The following is a 16,287-nucleotide window of genomic DNA, read 5'->3' as shown; positions in this document are numbered from 1 at the left end:
CCCCCAACTTCAGTTAAATTGAATCACGGTGCCGCGCGCCGTGCTTTTTTTTGGCACAAACCTGGCCTGCGCGGCTGGAGGCATACATGCCCGGAATTGCAATTATTGGTGCCCAGTGGGGCGACGAGGGCAAGGGCAAGATCACCGATTTTCTGGCTCCCGCAGCCGACTTCGTGGTGCGCTACCAGGGTGGGGCCAACGCCGGACACACCGTCACGGCGGCGGGGCAGACCTTCAAGCTCAACCTGCTGCCCAGCGGCGTGTTGCACGAGCAGACCGTCAGCGTGCTGGGCGACGGCATGGTGATCGACCCCGAGAAATTCCTGGCCGAGCGCCAGAACCTGCTCGACGGCGGCCTGACGCCTGAGCTGCGCATCAGTGAGCGTGCCCATCTGGTGCTGCCGCACCACAAGTACGTGGACGGACGCAAGGATTTTGTCGGCACCACTGGGCGCGGCATCGGTCCGGCCTACGCGGATAGAGCGCGGCGGGTGGGCATCCGCTTCGGCGACCTCAGCGACCTCAGCGTGCTGCGTGAACGGGTCGAGCGGTTGCTGGAGGCCAAGCCCAACTCCACGGCGGCGGCGGGCTGGGGCAGCGTCAGTGACGCCCTGGGCTACCTGCTGCCGATCCGCGACGCCCTGGTGCCGTTCGTCTTTGACACCGGCGCTCAACTCAGAGACGCCATCAAGTCGGGCCAGAACGTGCTGTTCGAGGGCGCGCAGGCCACCCTGCTCGACCTCAACTACGGCACCTACCCCTTCGTGACGAGTTCGCACCCCAGCGTGGGCGGCATCCTGGTGGGCGCGGGCGTCAGCCACAAGGCCATCAACAAGGTCTACGGCGTGGCCAAGGCCTTCAATACCCGCGTGGGCAACGGCCCCTTCGTCACCGAGCTGTTCGGCGAGATGGAGCGCCGCCTGCGCGGCGACGGCTCGCAGCCCTGGGACGAGTTCGGCACCACCACCGGGCGAGCGCGGCGGGTCGGCTGGCTCGATCTGAGCTTGCTGAAGTACGCCGTGGACGTGAACGGTCTCGATGGACTGGTCATCAACAAGATGGACGTGCTGGCCGGGATTCCGGTCCTCAAGGTCGCCACCGACTATGACGCGGCGGGGCAGCCGATCTACCGCGAGATGCCCGGCTGGGCCACCACCGACGGCGCAGACAGCCGCGATACCCTGCCCAGGGAAGCCCAGGCGTACCTCAACCTGATCGAGGACACAGTGCAGTGCCCGGTGGTCATTTTCTCGGCAGGCCCGGCCCGTGAGCAGACGTACGGCTCGGTCAACTGGCAGTAACAGGCTGATGACTCTTCTTGTTTTGACACAACTCTGACAATTGCCTGGCCCGGCATTGCTTTATTCTTCAAAGCATTCAACCGGGCCAGCTTTATTTACGGTCCGCAAAGGAAGTGAAGATTTGACCGTTTACCCACTCATCAGTGCTGCCGACGAAAAGCAGGAAGTGCCCGGACTGTCTGGCCTGACCCACGACTGGCTCTCGGCCATCGGCGAGGATCCAGAGCGCGAGGGCCTGCTCAAGACCCCGCACCGGGTCGCCAAAGCCTGGGGCTTTCTGACGGCGGGCTACACCAAGACCCTGCACGACGCTGCCGGAGACGCCGTGTTCGAAGCGGAGGGCTCCGAGATGGTGCTGGTCAAGGACATCGAGTTCTATTCGATGTGCGAGCACCACATGCTGCCGTTTTATGGCCGCGCCCACATCGCCTACATTCCCGACGGCAAAATCCTGGGCCTGAGCAAATTCGCCCGCATCGTGGACCTCTACTCGCGCCGCTTGCAGGTGCAGGAGCGCATCACCGCCCAGATCGCCGACGCGGTAGAGGAACTCCTCGCGCCGCAGGGCGTGGCCGTGATGATGGAAGGCACCCACCTGTGCATGGCCATGCGCGGGGTGCAAAAGCAGAACTCCTCGACCAGCACCTCGGCCATGCGCGGCGTCTTCAGAGACGATTCGCGCACCCGCGCCGAGTTTATGAGCGCCGTGCAGCAAACGCTGAGAAGCCGCTAACCCAAAAACCAATGTGCCGCGCCGCACCCGAAAAGGTGGGGCGCGCTTTGCGGTCTCAGGCCGGGCCGGGTGTGCTCACCACATGCTCGTCGAAGAAGGTCATCACCCGGTTCCAGGCATCGATGCTCGCCACGCCGTCGAAGCTGGGGCCGGGCGTGGCGAACGAGTGGCGGGTGCCGTGATACACCTTGATGTCGCTGGCGATGCCTGCCTCCGTGAGTTCGGTCTCCAGCGCCCGGCCCTGCCCGGCGGTGGGGTCCTGGGCGGGGTAGCTGCCCACCACCGGGCAGGCGCGGCGCACCGCTTCCAGCGGGCGCGGGTTGAAGCCGTAGTAGGGGGCTACTGCCTTGACCCGCGTGTCGGTGCAGGCCAGGGCAATCGCCAGGCTGCCGCCCAGGCAAAAGCCGATGGCCCCCAGCCGGTCCGGGTCCACCCCCGGCAGTCCGGACAGCACCCCGAAGGCCGCGCGGGTGTCGCGTGCACCCTGATGATCCAGGCTGTCGGCGAACACTCCGGCGAACATCCGCGCCATGCACACGGCCTTGTTCTGGTTGGCAAACAGGTCGACGGCCAGCGCCACATAGCCCGCCTGGGCCATCCGTTCGGCCACTGCCCTGATCTCGTCTGTCAGGCCGAAGATCTCGTGAATGACCAGCATCCCCGGCAGCGCTTCACTCTGCATGGCGGGCCGCGCCAGGTAGCCCTCCAGGGGACGGTCTTCGGAAACGAACGAGATCAGCTCTCCAGTCAGCGGCGCAGTCGGCATGACTCCAGCTTAGAGTGCCTAGCATGCGCACATGGCTTCCGATTTCCTGACCCTGCTCGACTGGCGCAGGCAACTGGGCGAGCTCTACGCCGAGGTGCGCCGTCTGCGCGCTGACGACCCGGCAGCCGCCCACGCTTATTGGCAGCACTCGCGCAACAAGCTGTTCGCCCACCACCCCCAGACACCCCTGACGCCGCAGGCGCGGCCCGACTTCGCGGCGCTGCCGGTGTGGCTGTATGACCCGGCCTACGCTTTTACCGCCGCCGTCCAGACTGACCTGCCGCCGGAGAGCTTCGTGGTGCAGACCTCGGCGGGCCACGACATGCCGCTCGTGCGGGTGGGCCGCGTTCAGCTCGATAACGGCGTACAGGCACTCGGCGCACTGGATGTCTACTGGATCGACGTTTACGGCGGCGGCCTGTTCGTGCCGTTCCGAGATGCGGGCAGTGGCCAGACCAGCTACGGCGGCGGGCGCTACCTGCTCGACACCGTCAAGGGCGCAGACCTCGGCAGCCTGGGCGGTGATCAACTGGTGCTGGATCTCAACTTCGCCTACCACCCCTCGTGCTTCTACGACCCGCAATGGAGCTGCCCGCTGGCCCCGCCCCAGAACGTGCTGGGAGTAGAGGTGCGGGCAGGTGAGCGACTTTAAAGAAAGTATTTGTCGGAGAAGTGATGAGTGCGGAGGCTCAGGCCTGCTTCAGGTACTTGTCGAACCAGCCCAGGGTCTGTGCCCAGGCCGCGTCGGCGGCGGCCTTGACGTAACTGGTCCCGGTGTCGTTGTTGAAGGCGTGGTTCGCACCGTCATAGACTTTGAGTTCGTAGGTGGTGCCCGCCGCCTTGAGGGCCGCTTCCAGCGCGGGGATCCCGGCGTCGATGCGGGCGTCGAGCGCTCCGTAGAGGCCCAGCGTGGCCGCCTTGATGTCCGGCACCTTGGCGAGGTCGGGCGCGGGGCCGTAGAATGCCACCGTCGCCTTGAGGTTGGTCGCTGCCGTCGCCAGCCGCCAGGTCAGCCCGCCGCCGAAGCAAAAGCCCACGGCGCCGACGCTCTGCACGCCCGGTTGGGCTTCAAGCACCTTGAGCGCGGCCAGCAGGTTGGTCACGTGCTCGTCACCGGAGGTCTGGGCCAGGTAGCTCGATACCCGGGCCGTGTCGAGGTACTGGGCGGTGCCGCCAATTTTCGACACCAGATCGGGGGCCATGGCGATGTATCCAGCCTTGGCGAGCCTGCGGGCGATGTCCTGAATGTGCGGTTGCAGGCCTTTGTTTTCGTGGATGACCAGCACGCCCGGCGCAGCGCCGCCGCCCGCAGGCCGGGCGAGGTACGCCAGATTGGTAAAGCCGTTGGCCGCGTAGGTCACCGGCCCCACCGAGATGGACGGGTCCTGCGGGTCGACCATGCCCGCGCCGCTGGCCTGATCCGGCTTGGGCGGGGCGGCCTGGGCCTGGGCCAGCTCGGCGGCGCTGACGCCAGCGATGCCCAGTGAGGTCAGCAGGGTGCGTGCGCCGAGAGCGCCGCCGCCGAGCAGAGTCATCCGGCGCAAAAACTCCCGGCGCTCCATCTCACCCTCACGGTAATCCTCGGCGAATTCCTCGACGACGTAACGAAACAGGTCCTGACGGTCTTCGGACATATAAATTCTCCTTTGAGAGCAGGTGTTCGCTCCGACTCTGCCCGAAAGCCGCGCCGGGGTGTGTAGGGGAAAAGACGATAACGCCCAGATGAAATCTTGCCTGAACCCTTGGCCCGCCGCCCTGCCCCCAGCTCACGTCAGGTTCCCGATATTTCGGCGACAATGCCCGGCATGAACACCACCCTCACCGCCGTTCCCGGTTTCCGCGTGGGCCACTGGACCGATTCGGTCGGCCAGACCGGCTGCACCGTGATCCTGCCGCCGCCGGAAGGAGCCGTCGCCTCGGCCAGCTTTCTCGGCCCCAGCCCGGCGACCCGTGAGGGCGTGCTGCTCTCGCCCGAAAAGAAGGTGGAGCGCATTCACGGCCTGCTGCTGACCGGCGGCAGTGCCTTTGGCCTCTCGGCGGCCAGCGGCGTGGTCCGGTGGCTGGAGGAACAGGGCGTCGGCCACCCGACACCGTTTGCCCGCGTGCCCATCGTGCCCGCCGCCGTGATCTACGACCTCGGAGCGGGCGACCCGCAAGCGCGCCCCGGTGAGGCCCAGGGCTACCTGGCTGCCCAGAACGCCAGCTCAGCCGCCGTGCCGCGTGGCCGGGTGGGGGCCGGAACCGGGGCCAGCATCGGCAAGTACCTCGGCCCAACGCGGGCGGTGCCGGGCGGCCTGGGCAGCGTGTCGCTGTCGCGGCACCAGGTGAGCGTGGGCGTGCTGGCGGTGGTCAACCCGATCGGCGACGTGTACAGTCCCGGCGGCGAGCTGCTGGCCGGGCCGGGGGTGGGGCCGGGTGCGTCGGCCTTTGCGCCCAACGATCTGGAGAACACCACCCTACTAGCCGTCGTGACCCAGCACGCGCTCACCAAAAATGACGCCCGGCGACTGGCAGACGCCGCCCAGACCGCGCTGGCCCGCGTGATTCGTCCGAGTCACACCTATTGGGACGGTGACAGCGCCTTCGTGCTCAGCAGCGCCGAGTTGCCGGAAGCCGACCCGCTGCTTCTCAGCGCACTGGTGCAGGACGCGGTGGCGCTCGCGGTGGCCGACGCGGTGCTGTCGCAGTGGGAATAAACCGCGCTCCGGCTGCTCCTGTGTTCAGGCCTGGGAACTTACCACAGCGCCTGCACCTGGGGCCGGATCAGGCGGTTGTAAGTCGCGGCCACACCCTGCATCTGCGCTCCACTCAGCGGAGGCAGATCGGCGGCGCGGGCGTTGGCCTCCACCTGGGCCGGGTTCTTGGCTCCGGGAATGGCGCAGCTCACCTCGGGAAACATCAGAATCCATCTAAGGGCGAACTCGGCCAGCGTCTGACCTTCCGGCACCAGCGGGCGCAACGCCTCCACTGCTGCCAGGCCCGTCTCGAAGTCCACGCCCGAGAAAGTCTCACCCCTGTCGAAGGCCTCACCGTGCCGGTTGAAATTGCGGTGATCGTCGGCGGCAAAACGGCTCTGGGCCGTCATCTTGCCGGTCAGCAAGCCGCTCGCCAGCGGCACGCGGGCCAGAATACCCACATCGGCAGCCCGCGCCGCCGCGAAGAACTGCTCGGCGGGCTTGCTGCGAAAGGCGTTGAAGATGATCTGGACGGTGGCGACATTCGGATGCTGAATGGCCGTCAGCGCCTCGTCCACCGCTTCCACGCTCACCCCGTAGGCCCGTAGCAAGCCTTCCTGCACGAAGCCGTCGAGCACGCCGTACACTTCGTCGCGCTGATAGACCTCCGGCGGCGGGCAGTGGAGTTGCAGCAGATCGAGGCTGTCCGTCTCCAGGTTCTGCAAGCTGCGCTCGATGAAGCCGCGCAGGTTGGCCGCGTTGTAACCGCCTGCCACGTGCGGATCGAGCCGCCGCCCGGCTTTAGTCGCCACATGGAAGGGTTCCGGGCGCTCGCGCCGCAGCCGGGCGATCAGGCGTTCGCTGCGCCCGTCGCCGTACACGTCGGCGGTGTCGAAGAAATTGATGCCCACGTCGAGCGCTTTGTGCAGGGCGCTCATGGCGTCGACCTCGCTGACTTCTCCCCAGGTGCCCCCGATGGCCCAGGCCCCAAAGCTGATGCTCGACACGTCGTATCCGGTCTTTCCCAGGCGGCGGTAGTTCATGGACGGTGTTATAGCGCGGACGCGTGCATGCCGCCTTTGCCGGGCCGTCATGAAGGGTGGTCAGACCTACCTGGCTGTGCAGGAAAACCAGACGAGTAAACTCGGTTCTGTCGTCAATTCGTGCGTTGGTCGGTCCGCGACCGTTCAATCGGCGGATGCAGGCGCTGCTGCGTCAGGGCCGAGCGCCCCGTTCTCATCAAACCTGAGTGCCGTTGACCGTTCAATACACTTCATTCAACGTTCACGCGCTCAACTACACTGCTCGGAGATGAACCGCCAGCCCACCGATATCGTTTCGCTGAGAATGTTCCACTGCCGCGCCGCCAGCGCCGTGCAGGGCGCGCAGTACCATCTGGCGGTGATGCACTACCGCACCTGCCTGGAATCTGCCGAGCGCCGCGAGGACGTTCAGGCCATGCGGTTTTTCGCCCTCAAGCTCTCGGAATGCTACGCCCAGATGGGGCTGCGTGAGAAGGCCATGCAGTTTCGGCTGCTGGCTGACGGTGACAGCAGCGAGCGCTCCGACGGGCTAATCGGCTGATCCTGCGCTGCCGCTCGCTGGCTCACTCGTAGCTGTAGACGCCGCAGTCGGTCACGGTGGCCGTCAGGCTCACGCTGCCCTTGCTAAATACCACGCTGCCGCTGTCGGCGGCCCGGCACCCTTCCTGAGCGGCGTGCAAGGTGCCGCTAAGTTGCAAATCGCTGCTTCGGCGACTGAGGTCGTTGCGGCTGCTCAGCCGCCCGACCAGAGTCAGGTTGCCGCCACGCTGATCGGCATCGGGTTGCACATCCAGCTGGGCGTCCAGCGTGCGGCTGATGGTCACGCGGCTCGCCAGGCCGAACGCTTGCCCTGATCCCACCGAGGAGGTCCCGAACGTCAGGCTGCCGCTGGAGCCGCCGTCGCCGCTGGTGGGCTGTAAAACGGCGCGGGCGCGGCTGGTGGTGTCGAGCGAGCCGCTGAAGGTTTTGTACTGGGTCTGGGCCGTGCCGCTGAGCTGGGCAGTGCTCATCAGGCCGCTGGCAGGGTCGTGATCGTCGGTATCGGCCACCGTCATGCTGCCGCTGAGCTTCAGGGCCGAGGTGGTGTCGGGGTCCTCGTCGGTGTAGCCGCAGTCGAGCTGGGCTGTGATCTGGGCGGGAATGCGGTCATGGTCCGCGTCGGCGAAATCGCTGCCGAGGCTGGCCTGACCGCAGCTCAGCGCCGCCGGGGTCAGCTTCTGCCCGCCGAGTGCCGGGGAGGTGGGCAGCAGCGGCTGGCCGAATTCGCGGGCGGCCAGTTGCACCGTGGTGGCCGAGAGCAGCGGCATCAGCAGCTGCGCGGAGAGGCGCAGCTCGGCTTTGGTCAGGGCGTCGGAAAGGCCCGGGACTGCCACGCCGCCGCAACCGCTGAGCAGCAGTGCAGGGCCGAGCAACAAAATGGGAAAGCGCTTCATCCCTTCATGGTGAGGGACGCGAGGTGACGGCGGGTGAGGCGGCGGGCTGCCGCCAACCCCACCCCCGCACAGTGCCGCTTCTGCCCCCGCCGTAGACTGAAACCATGACCGCCGCCGACGCTTCACAACCACATCTCCACCTGCCCGACGGCTCCTGCTGCGCTCCCAGCGAAGGTAAAATCCCGCGCTTCGCTCACCTGCACCAGCATACCCAGTACTCGCTGCTTGACGGCGCGGCCAAGCTCAAGGATCTGCTGAAATGGGTCAAGGAAGTCACGCCGCAGGGCACCCAGGCCGCCTGCGCCATGACCGACCACGGCAACATGCACGGCGCGGTGCATTTCTACAACTATGCCCAGGCTGCCCAGGTCAAGCCGATTCTCGGCTACGAGGCGTATGTGGTGCCCGGCCACGGCACCCGGCGCGACAAGAAGCCCGGCGTCAGCGGCGAGAAGGGCATCTTCCACCTGACCTTGCTGGCGCGCGACTTCGAGGGCTACCAGAACCTGTGCCGTCTGAGCAGCCGGGGCTACACCGAGGGGTACTACTACAAGCCGCGCATCGACCATGAGCTGCTGGAAGAACATTCGAAGGGCGTGATCGCCTTCTCCGGGTGCCTGGGCAGCGAAGTGCAGCAACTGCTGATGCAGGGCCGCGAGGCCGAGGCCAAGCAGCGGCTGCTGTGGTACCGCGACCTCTTCGGCGAGAACTACTACATCGAGATTCAGGACCACGGTTTGCCGGAACAGAAGCGCAACAACCCCGTTCTGAAGGCCTGGGCCGACGAACTCGGTATCGGCATGGTGGCGACCAACGACGGCCACTACGTGAAAAAATCTGACGCCACCGCCCACGAAACGCTGCTGGCCATTCAGACCAAGGCGGTCATGGCCGACGAGAACCGCTTCAAGTTTCCCTGCGACGAGTTTTATGTCAAGACGCTGGAGGAAATGCAGACGGCCCTGCCGGTGGCCGAGTGGGGCGAGCAGATTTTCGACAACTCGGCCAACATCGCTGACCTGTGCAACGTGGAGTTGCCGGTGGGCAAGAAGCGCGTTTACCAGATGCCTGCCCTGCCGATTCCCGAGGGCCGCAGCATGGCCGAGGAGTTGCGCGTCCAGACGTATGCCGGGAGCCTCAAGCGCTATCCGCACCACGTCACCGAGGCGCTGCTGCGCGAGTACGCGGTGCGGAGTCTGGCGGCCCTGGAGGTGGGTGAGCGTGAGCGCGTGCTCTCGCGAACGAACGGCTGCGACGCCCGGAGCTGCGACCTCGACACCCTGCTGACCCTGATCGCCTTTCTGGGCAGCGAATGGGAGCGAAAAGGCAAGGCGGCGGGCGAGAAGTACACCCCGTATCCGGCGCTGGAGGTCATGGAGCGGGCCGCCGAGTCCGAGCCCCTCCCCGACTACGCCTGCACCGACTGGCAGCGTTCCAAGGGCGAGGCCAGCGACACGGCCATTCAGCTCGACCCCGGCAGTCAAGCGGAAGCGACCTGCCGCGCCCACCACACCCACGCGCTGGTGCTGCTGCGCCGCGCCGAGTACGAACTGAGCGTCATCAACAACATGGGCTTTCCCGATTACCTCTTGATCGTGGCCGACTATATCAACTGGGCCAAGGATCACGGCATCAGCGTGGGGCCAGGGCGCGGGTCGGGGGCAGGTTCCATCGTCTGCTACGCCATTCGCATCACCAACCTCGATCCGCTGGAGTTTGACTTGCTGTTCGAGCGCTTTCTCAACCCCGACCGCATCTCGATGCCGGATCTGGACATCGATTTCAACGACGCCCGCCGGGTGGAAGTCATCGACTATGTGCAGAAGAAGTACGGCGAGGACAAGGTGGCCCAGATCGCCACCTTCGGGACGATGGCGAGCAAGGCCTGCCTCAAGGACGTGGCCCGCGTGATGGGCCTCGAATACGCCAAGGTCGATAAGGTCAGCAAGCTGATTCCCATCAAGTTCGGCAAGAGTTTTACGCTGGAGCAGGCCCGCGACGCCGTGCCGGACATTCAGCAACTGCTGGCCGAGGACCAGCAACTGCTCGAAGCCTACGAATTTGCCCAGCAACTCGAAGGCCTGACCCGCCACGCCTCGGTCCACGCGGCGGGCGTGGTGATCGGCAGGGACAAGCTGACCGACCTGGTGCCGGTGATGCGCGACACCTCCGGCATCGGCATGGTCTGTCAGTACGACATGAAAGCGGTCGAGGACATCGGCCTGATCAAGATGGACTTCCTGGGCCTGCGCACATTGTCGTTTCTGGATGAGGCCAAGCGGATTCTGCGCGAATCTCAGCCGGTCTTCAGCACGCAGGACGTCGATTTCGATACCATTCCCTTCGACGATGAGCGGACCTTCGAGATGCTCAGCCGGGGCGATACCAAGGGCGTGTTCCAGCTGGAAGGGGCGGGCATTGCCGACGCCTCGCGCCGCCTCAAACCGCGAAGGCTGGCCGACATCATCGCCCTTTCGGCACTCTACCGACCCGGCCCGATGGAAAACATTCCGACCTATGTGCGCCGCCACCACCATTTAGAGGAAGTGGATTACGTGCGCGACGGCTTTCCCAACTCGGCGCAGTGGCTGGAGAAGATTCTCTCGGAAACCTACGGCATTCCGGTGTACCAGGAACAGATCATGCAGATCGCCTCGGAGGTCGCCGGGTTCAGCTTGGGCGGGGCCGATCTGCTGCGCCGAGCGATGGGCAAGAAAGACACGGCGGAAATGGCCAAGCAGCGTGACCTGTTTGTGGCGGGTGCAAAAACCAACGAAGTTCCGAAAGATGAGGCCAATAAACTCTTCGATTTGCTGGATGCGTTTGCGAATTACGGCTTCAATAAAAGTCACAGCGCCGCCTACGGGGTCATCACCTACCAGACCGCCTGGCTTAAGGCCAACTACCCAGTGGAGTTCATGGCGGCCCTGCTCACCGTCGAGCGGCGCGACTCGGACAAAGTGGCCGAGTACGCTTCCGACGCCCGCAAGATGGGTGTGGAGGTGCTGCCGCCCGACATCAACCAGTCGGGCGCGGACTTCCGGGTGCAGGGCACGCAGATCTACTTTGGCCTCTACGCCATCAAGGGACTGGGCGAGAACGCTGTCGTCAAGATTCTCGACGAGCGCGAGCGGGCGGGGTCCTTCAAGTCGCTGGCCGACTTCTGCTCGCGCATTGACAACAAGACCTGCAACCGCAAGGGCATGGAAAGCCTGATCAAGTCGGGGGCCTTCGACGCTTTCGGGGAGCGCAAGCAACTGCTCGAGAGCCTGGAAGATGCGCTGGCCTGGGCGCAGGGCGCGGCCAGCATGCTCAACTCCGGCATGGAAGCCCTCTTTGGGATGGCGGAAACCGCCCCCGAACCCAGGCTGCGCCACAACGTGACGCCGCTGGGCGAACTCGAAAAACTCAGCCTGGAAAAGGACGCGCTGGGCCTCTACATCTCCGGCCATCCCTTAGAGCAGCACGAGGGATTGCGTGAGGCCGCCACCGTCCGCATCGCCGCGCTGGAAGACTGGTTCGCCGCCCAGCCGCAGAAGGCCGCCGTCAACGGGCGCGGCCCGCGCGTCAAGGCGGTGCTGGCGGGCATGATCGAGAACGTGGTCAAGAAGCCCACCAAATCGGGCGGCATGATGGCCCGCTTCAATCTGGCTGACGAGAGCGCCACCATCGAACTGGTCGGCTTCTCGCGGGCCTACGAGCGCATTCAGGACAAGCTGATCAACGACACGCCCGCCCTGGTCATCGTGGAGATCGAGAGCGAGGAGGGCGGGATGCGGGTGGTGGCCGAGGAAGTTATCACCGCCGAGCAGCTCACCGACGTGCCCAAGGTCATGTATGTGGACATTGATCTGGAACAGACCAGCCCCGACGCGCTGGGCGAGTTTCAGAGCGTGCTCGACGAACACGCCGGGAGCATGCCCACCTTTCTGCGGATGGAAGGCGGCGAGCAGTTCGTGGTGTATCAGCTCGAACGTCCGGTGGGCAGCAGCGACGCCATACGGGAACTCAACAAGACCTTTCCCTGGAGCAAGTCGTATCTGGCCTACGATCAGGCCACCATTCTGAGCCGCTTCGCGCCCAAGCCGCCCGCCTGGGCGAATCGGCAAGCGGGGAAGGGAATGAAGGCTTGAGAGAGGAGTTGGTGTCGTCACTAGTGCGGGAAGCGGCAGTTCATCGGCACGCTCTGATAGGCGGAGTTGTTTCTCCCAGAGACGTTGTGGACTGGGCCGATCACTAGTTTAAGGTACTGGACGATTTGCTAGGGGTGCTGGTGAATGTGGATTACTCAAAAGGCGATGTTTCAAGCCTCATCAGTGCCCTACACGAGCTTGCTCTAGATCAGTTGGACAGCGCGGCGTTTGCTGTCTATGTGCGCCTTATCGCTACCTGGCACGAAGACCATCTAAAAGGCAGGAGAGCAATGACTCAGGCTCTGATCCGCTTAACAGCGAATGAGACCACACTGGAGAACGTCAGAGATGCCGTTTACGGTTTCGATGATTCTCTGGATTTGGCCCTGAGTGGTCATTACGGAACAGTGGAAGATGTTGAACAGAGCGTGCGGGAGTTCATGCGCGAATATGTCGTCTGAGCTGTCGCTTCCCTTAGCCGCCTGATCTGAGGAGTTCATCGCCGGGTCGCACCAGCAAAAGCGGGCGGTTTGTCACCCAGACCAGGCACTCACCTCACCGCCGACCTTTGCGTCTCACCTTCTGCCCCGGTACGGTAGGCTGCTCGAAGTTCTTGCCCTGCAATTTGGCCTCGATGCTGCGAATCTGGTCGCGCAGGCTGGCGGCCCGCTCGAAGTCGAGGTCCTCGGACGCCTGCCACATGTCGAGTTCGAGGTCCGTGAGTTGCATGGTCAGGGTGTCACGGTCACTGCTGAGGTCGCCCGCTGCGGGCAGCTCGGCCACCTCCTCGCCGCGAATGACGTTGCGCACGCCCTTGACGATGGTGGTCGGGGTAATGCCATGCTCGATGTTGAAGGCGGTCTGCTTCTCGCGGCGTCGGGCCGTCTCATCCATGGCCGTCTGCATGGCGGGCGTGATGTTGTCACCGTACAGAATCACCTCGCCGTTGACGTTGCGCGCAGCGCGGCCAATCGTCTGAATCAGCGCCCGGTCACTGCGCAGGAAGCCTGGCTTGTCGGCGTCCAGAATGGCGACCAGCGAAACCTCGGGCAGGTCCAGTCCCTCGCGCAGCAAGTTGATGCCGATCAGCACATCATAGTGGCCCAGCCGCAGATCGCGGATGATCACCTGGCGCTCCACCGAATCGATGTCCGAGTGCATGTAGCGGGCACGGATACCGCGCTCCAGCAGATACTCGGTGAGGTCTTCCGACATCCGCTTGGTGAGGGTCGTGACCAGCACCCGCTCGCCCTTGGCGGCCCGCTCGCGGATGCGCCCCAGCAGATCGTCGATCTGACCCTGAATCGGCTTGACCGTGACCGGTGGATCGACCAGTCCGGTGGGCCGGATGATCTGGTCGGCCACGCTGTCACTTTTCTCGCGCTCGAAGGGACCGGGGGTGGCCGAGACAAACACCGTTTGCCCAGTCTTGCCCAGAAATTCATCGAAGTTCAGAGGGCGGTTGTCGATGGCCGAGGGCAGCCGGAAGCCGTAGTCGACCAGCGTCTGCTTGCGCGCCCTATCGCCGTTGGCCATGCCACCGATCTGTGGCACCGTCACGTGTGACTCGTCGATGAAGGTCACAAAATCGTCGGGAAAATAGTCGAGCATGGTGTAGGGCGTCTCGCCGGGCCGCCGACCATCGACGTGGCGCGAGTAATTCTCGATGCCTGAGCAGTAGCCCAGCACCTTCATCATCTCCAGGTCGTAGAGGGTGCGCTCTTTGAGGCGCTGGGCCTCAAGCAGCTTGCCCACCGAGTTGAAGTATTCCAGCCGCTCGTCGAGTTCCTGCTGGATGGTGACGATGGCCCGCTCGACGTTGCTGGCGCTGGCGACGTAGTGTTTGGCCGGATAGATGACGGTTGCGTCGAGGTCCCCGAGATTGTCGCCGGTCACGTGATGAACGATCTGGATACGCTCCACGTCGTCGCCCCACAGCTGAATCCTCAGCGGCTGCTCGTCGTAGCTGGGCCAGATTTCGATCATCTCGCCCTTGGCCCGGAACTTCCCGGCCGACAGCTCGATGTCGTTGCGCTCGTACTGCATGGTCACCAGTCGGCTGAGCAGTTCGTCGCGGTCCAGCTTCTCGCCCACCTTGAGAATGATGTTGAGCGCCCGGTACTCGGCGGGGTCGCCCAGGCCGTAGATGCAGCTCACCGAGGCCACCACGATAGTGTCGCGCCGGGTCAGCAGGCTGCGGGTGGCCGAGTGGCGCAGCCGCTCGATTTCCTGGTTGATGGCCGCGTCCTTCTCGATGAACAGGTCCTTGCCCGGCACGTAGGCTTCCGGCTGGTAGTAGTCGTAGTACGAGATGAAGAACTCGACGGCGGCAGTCGGGAAAAACTCACGAAACTCAGCGGCGAGTTGGGCGGTCAGCACCTTGTTGGGGGCCATGATCAGCGCCGGGCGTCCGGTCTGCTCGATCACCTGGGCCACGGAATAGGTCTTGCCGGTGCCGGTCGCGCCGAGCAGCGTCTGAAACCTCAGGCCGCTCTCCAGGCCGTCCACGAGGCTGCGAATGGCGGTCGGCTGATCACCGGCGGGCGTGTACTCCGACTGGACCTTGAGCATCCCTCCAGTCTACGCCACATTACGGCCATGACAGAAGTGCCGGGTGCAATTGCGCCGTGAACCATTTGAGAAGGTTAAAACTTTTCTAAAGGGATTGACGCAACTTTGACGGGGCCATGTTCATAATTGAAAGTATGCAAAAGTCCCCCCAGCTCAATCCCAGTATCCAGACCATGTTCAGCCAGAGTACGGCGGTTCTGAGTCAGCCGAGCGTCGCCACCTTCGAGAAGTTCGAGTGGCGCGGGAGCGTGCAGTCGGCCTACACCTACGTGCTGGTCGCGGCAGTGGTCTCGGCCATCATCGCCGCCATCTTCGCGCCGTTCCACCGCGAGGTCACCTTTTTCGGCCAGCTCTTCAGCCGCCTGATTCTGGTGCCGCTGGGCTTCGCGGTCTTTACCGGTGCGGTCTACGGCATCGGCAAGGCCTTGTTCAAGGGGACCGGCACCTACGCCGAGGTCGCCTACACCTTCGCGCTGTTTTACGTGCCGCTGAGCATCCTCGGCACCGTCATCGGCATCATCCCGATTCTCGGCTGGCTGGCCAACATCCTGATCTCGCTGGCGATCGTCTACTTCGGCTTTCTGGCGGTGCAGTCGAGCATGAATATCCGCACCAACGGCGAGGGCATCGCCCTGTTGGTGCTCTCGGGCCTGGCCTACTTCCTGGTGCTCGCCCTGGTCGGCGGTTTTCTGGCGACGTTGTTCATCGCTGGAGCGGTGCTCACCGGCGGTTGAGCCAACTCCACCGTCAGCCGCCGCCCGGGATGCTGGGCGGCGGCTTTCTTCGGCCCCTCTTCCCTACTGCGGCTGCTCGCCGTAGACCCGCACTTCCACGTCCAGGCTGCCCTGGCCGCCGCCGTAGAAGGTGCCGCGCACCGGCGACACGTCGGGGTAGTCGCGCCCGTGCCCGATCTTGATGTGCTTTTCTCCGGCCAGCACGTCGTTGGTGGGATCGAAGCCGGTCCAGCCCACGCCGGGAATCAGCGCCTCAACCCAGGCGTGGGTGGCGTCCGCGCCGACCATCTCGCCGCCGGAATACAGGTAGCCGCTGACGTAGCGCGCCGGAATGCCCAGGGTGCGGCAGATGCCCAGCATGGCGTGGGTAAAATCCTGGCAGACGCCCTGCTGCTCACGGGCGAACTCCTGAATGGTGGTGCGCACGCTGGTGGCTCCGGGTTTGTAGGTGAACTGGGCAAACAGCTGGTGGGTCAGGTCGCTCAGGAAGCCCGAGAGATCGTCGTTGGAGCCGGGCCGGGTCACGCCGAACACCTCCGGCCACTCGCCCCTGGGCACCCGTGGGCTGGCGATCAGAAACTCGGTGACCTCGCCGCGCAGGTCGTCCAGCGCGCTCAGCGGTACCGGCGGCGGCGGGGTCAGCGGCTTCGTGATGACCAGCGCCTGCGCCTCGATGCGCAAGACGGTGTGGCGTTCGTGCACGTGTACGTGGTGAACCAGCGAGCCGAAGTAATCACGGTGTGAGGTGACGCTGCTGGCTTCCGGCTCGACCAGAAGATGAAAACTCTTGAGCTGCTGACGGGCGCTGGCCTCGGGATGCAGGCGCACTTCGTTGAAAGAATCCCAGGCGGGTTCTTTATACGAGTACTCGGTGACGTGGCGGATATCGGCGCGCATA

General features: G+C 64.7%; 14 protein-coding genes. 8 read left to right on the top strand and 6 right to left on the bottom strand.

Annotated features, from left to right (window positions below; genetic code table 11):
• Nucleotides 1-86 precede the first annotated feature (86 nt).
• Together GUI70_RS10705 and folE are read left to right on the top strand one after the other, a co-directional pair.
• On the top strand, nucleotides 87-1,301 hold the full coding sequence (locus tag GUI70_RS10705; RefSeq protein WP_161882298.1) for an adenylosuccinate synthase: 1,215 nt from the start codon (nucleotides 87-89) through the stop codon (nucleotides 1,299-1,301).
• Nucleotides 1,302-1,422: 121 nt separating this feature from the next.
• Complete coding sequence (gene folE, locus GUI70_RS10700; protein ID WP_161882297.1) at nucleotides 1,423-2,034, top strand: GTP cyclohydrolase I FolE; 612 nt, start codon at nucleotides 1,423-1,425, stop codon at nucleotides 2,032-2,034.
• 55 nt (nucleotides 2,035-2,089) lie between these two features.
• Here folE and GUI70_RS10695 read toward each other — a convergent pair whose 3' ends face one another.
• Nucleotides 2,090-2,800, bottom strand: coding sequence for a dienelactone hydrolase family protein (locus tag GUI70_RS10695; protein ID WP_161882296.1), 711 nt, complete (start codon nucleotides 2,798-2,800; stop codon nucleotides 2,090-2,092).
• Between the two features lie 31 nt (nucleotides 2,801-2,831).
• Between GUI70_RS10695 and GUI70_RS10690 the strand changes: the two genes are divergently transcribed.
• Nucleotides 2,832-3,452 (top strand): DUF1684 domain-containing protein, encoded by a 621-nt coding sequence (locus GUI70_RS10690; RefSeq protein ID WP_161882295.1) that lies wholly within the window; start codon nucleotides 2,832-2,834, stop codon nucleotides 3,450-3,452.
• A gap of 37 nt (nucleotides 3,453-3,489) precedes the next feature.
• Here the strand turns inward: GUI70_RS10690 and GUI70_RS10685 are convergent, their stop codons facing one another.
• Nucleotides 3,490-4,434: a dienelactone hydrolase family protein gene (locus GUI70_RS10685; RefSeq protein ID WP_161882294.1), complete on the bottom strand. Its 945-nt coding sequence runs from the start codon at nucleotides 4,432-4,434 to the stop codon at nucleotides 3,490-3,492.
• Between the two features lie 171 nt (nucleotides 4,435-4,605).
• Here GUI70_RS10685 and GUI70_RS10680 point away from each other — a divergent pair, with 171 nt between their 5' ends.
• Nucleotides 4,606-5,496 carry a P1 family peptidase gene (locus tag GUI70_RS10680; protein WP_438503481.1) on the top strand — a complete coding sequence of 297 codons (891 nt, stop codon included), beginning with the start codon at nucleotides 4,606-4,608 and terminating at the stop codon, nucleotides 5,494-5,496.
• A gap of 38 nt (nucleotides 5,497-5,534) precedes the next feature.
• On the opposite strand, the gene GUI70_RS10675 is transcribed toward GUI70_RS10680, so the two are convergent.
• A complete protein-coding gene (locus GUI70_RS10675; RefSeq protein WP_161882293.1) occupies nucleotides 5,535-6,518 on the bottom strand; it encodes an aldo/keto reductase in 984 nt (327 codons plus the stop codon).
• A gap of 268 nt (nucleotides 6,519-6,786) precedes the next feature.
• Here GUI70_RS10675 and GUI70_RS10670 point away from each other — a divergent pair, with 268 nt between their 5' ends.
• Nucleotides 6,787-7,059 carry a hypothetical protein gene (locus GUI70_RS10670; protein ID WP_161882292.1) on the top strand — a complete coding sequence of 91 codons (273 nt, stop codon included), beginning with the start codon at nucleotides 6,787-6,789 and terminating at the stop codon, nucleotides 7,057-7,059.
• A 22-nt stretch (nucleotides 7,060-7,081) separates the two neighbouring features.
• Here the strand turns inward: GUI70_RS10670 and GUI70_RS10665 are convergent, their stop codons facing one another.
• Nucleotides 7,082-7,951, bottom strand: a complete 870-nt coding sequence (locus GUI70_RS10665) for a hypothetical protein (protein WP_161882291.1) — start codon at nucleotides 7,949-7,951, stop codon at nucleotides 7,082-7,084.
• 104 nt (nucleotides 7,952-8,055) lie between these two features.
• Here GUI70_RS10665 and dnaE point away from each other — a divergent pair, with 104 nt between their 5' ends.
• Both dnaE and GUI70_RS10655 read left to right on the top strand, forming a co-directional pair.
• The gene (dnaE, locus tag GUI70_RS10660; protein WP_161882290.1) at nucleotides 8,056-12,084 is read left to right on the top strand and encodes a DNA polymerase III subunit alpha; all 4,029 of its coding nucleotides are present in this window, start codon (nucleotides 8,056-8,058) and stop codon (nucleotides 12,082-12,084) included.
• A 140-nt stretch (nucleotides 12,085-12,224) separates the two neighbouring features.
• Complete coding sequence (locus tag GUI70_RS10655; protein WP_161882289.1) at nucleotides 12,225-12,545, top strand: hypothetical protein; 321 nt, start codon at nucleotides 12,225-12,227, stop codon at nucleotides 12,543-12,545.
• A 94-nt stretch (nucleotides 12,546-12,639) separates the two neighbouring features.
• Here the strand turns inward: GUI70_RS10655 and uvrB are convergent, their stop codons facing one another.
• Nucleotides 12,640-14,655 carry an excinuclease ABC subunit UvrB gene (gene uvrB / locus GUI70_RS10650; RefSeq protein WP_161882288.1) on the bottom strand — a complete coding sequence of 672 codons (2,016 nt, stop codon included), beginning with the start codon at nucleotides 14,653-14,655 and terminating at the stop codon, nucleotides 12,640-12,642.
• A 134-nt stretch (nucleotides 14,656-14,789) separates the two neighbouring features.
• On the opposite strand from uvrB, the gene GUI70_RS10645 reads away from it, so the two are divergent.
• Nucleotides 14,790-15,389: a YIP1 family protein gene (locus tag GUI70_RS10645; RefSeq protein WP_161882287.1), complete on the top strand. Its 600-nt coding sequence runs from the start codon at nucleotides 14,790-14,792 to the stop codon at nucleotides 15,387-15,389.
• A gap of 63 nt (nucleotides 15,390-15,452) precedes the next feature.
• Here GUI70_RS10645 and GUI70_RS10640 read toward each other — a convergent pair whose 3' ends face one another.
• The gene (locus GUI70_RS10640; protein ID WP_161882286.1) at nucleotides 15,453-16,286 is read right to left on the bottom strand and encodes a transglutaminase family protein; all 834 of its coding nucleotides are present in this window, start codon (nucleotides 16,284-16,286) and stop codon (nucleotides 15,453-15,455) included.
• Nucleotide 16,287: the final 1 nt, after the last annotated feature.

It is taken from the genome of Deinococcus alpinitundrae, assembly GCF_009982895.1.
Lineage (GTDB): Bacteria > Deinococcota > Deinococci > Deinococcales > Deinococcaceae > Deinococcus > Deinococcus alpinitundrae.
The sequence above is the reverse complement of the archived record's forward strand: the minus strand, read 5'-3'. Positions and strand labels throughout refer to the sequence as shown.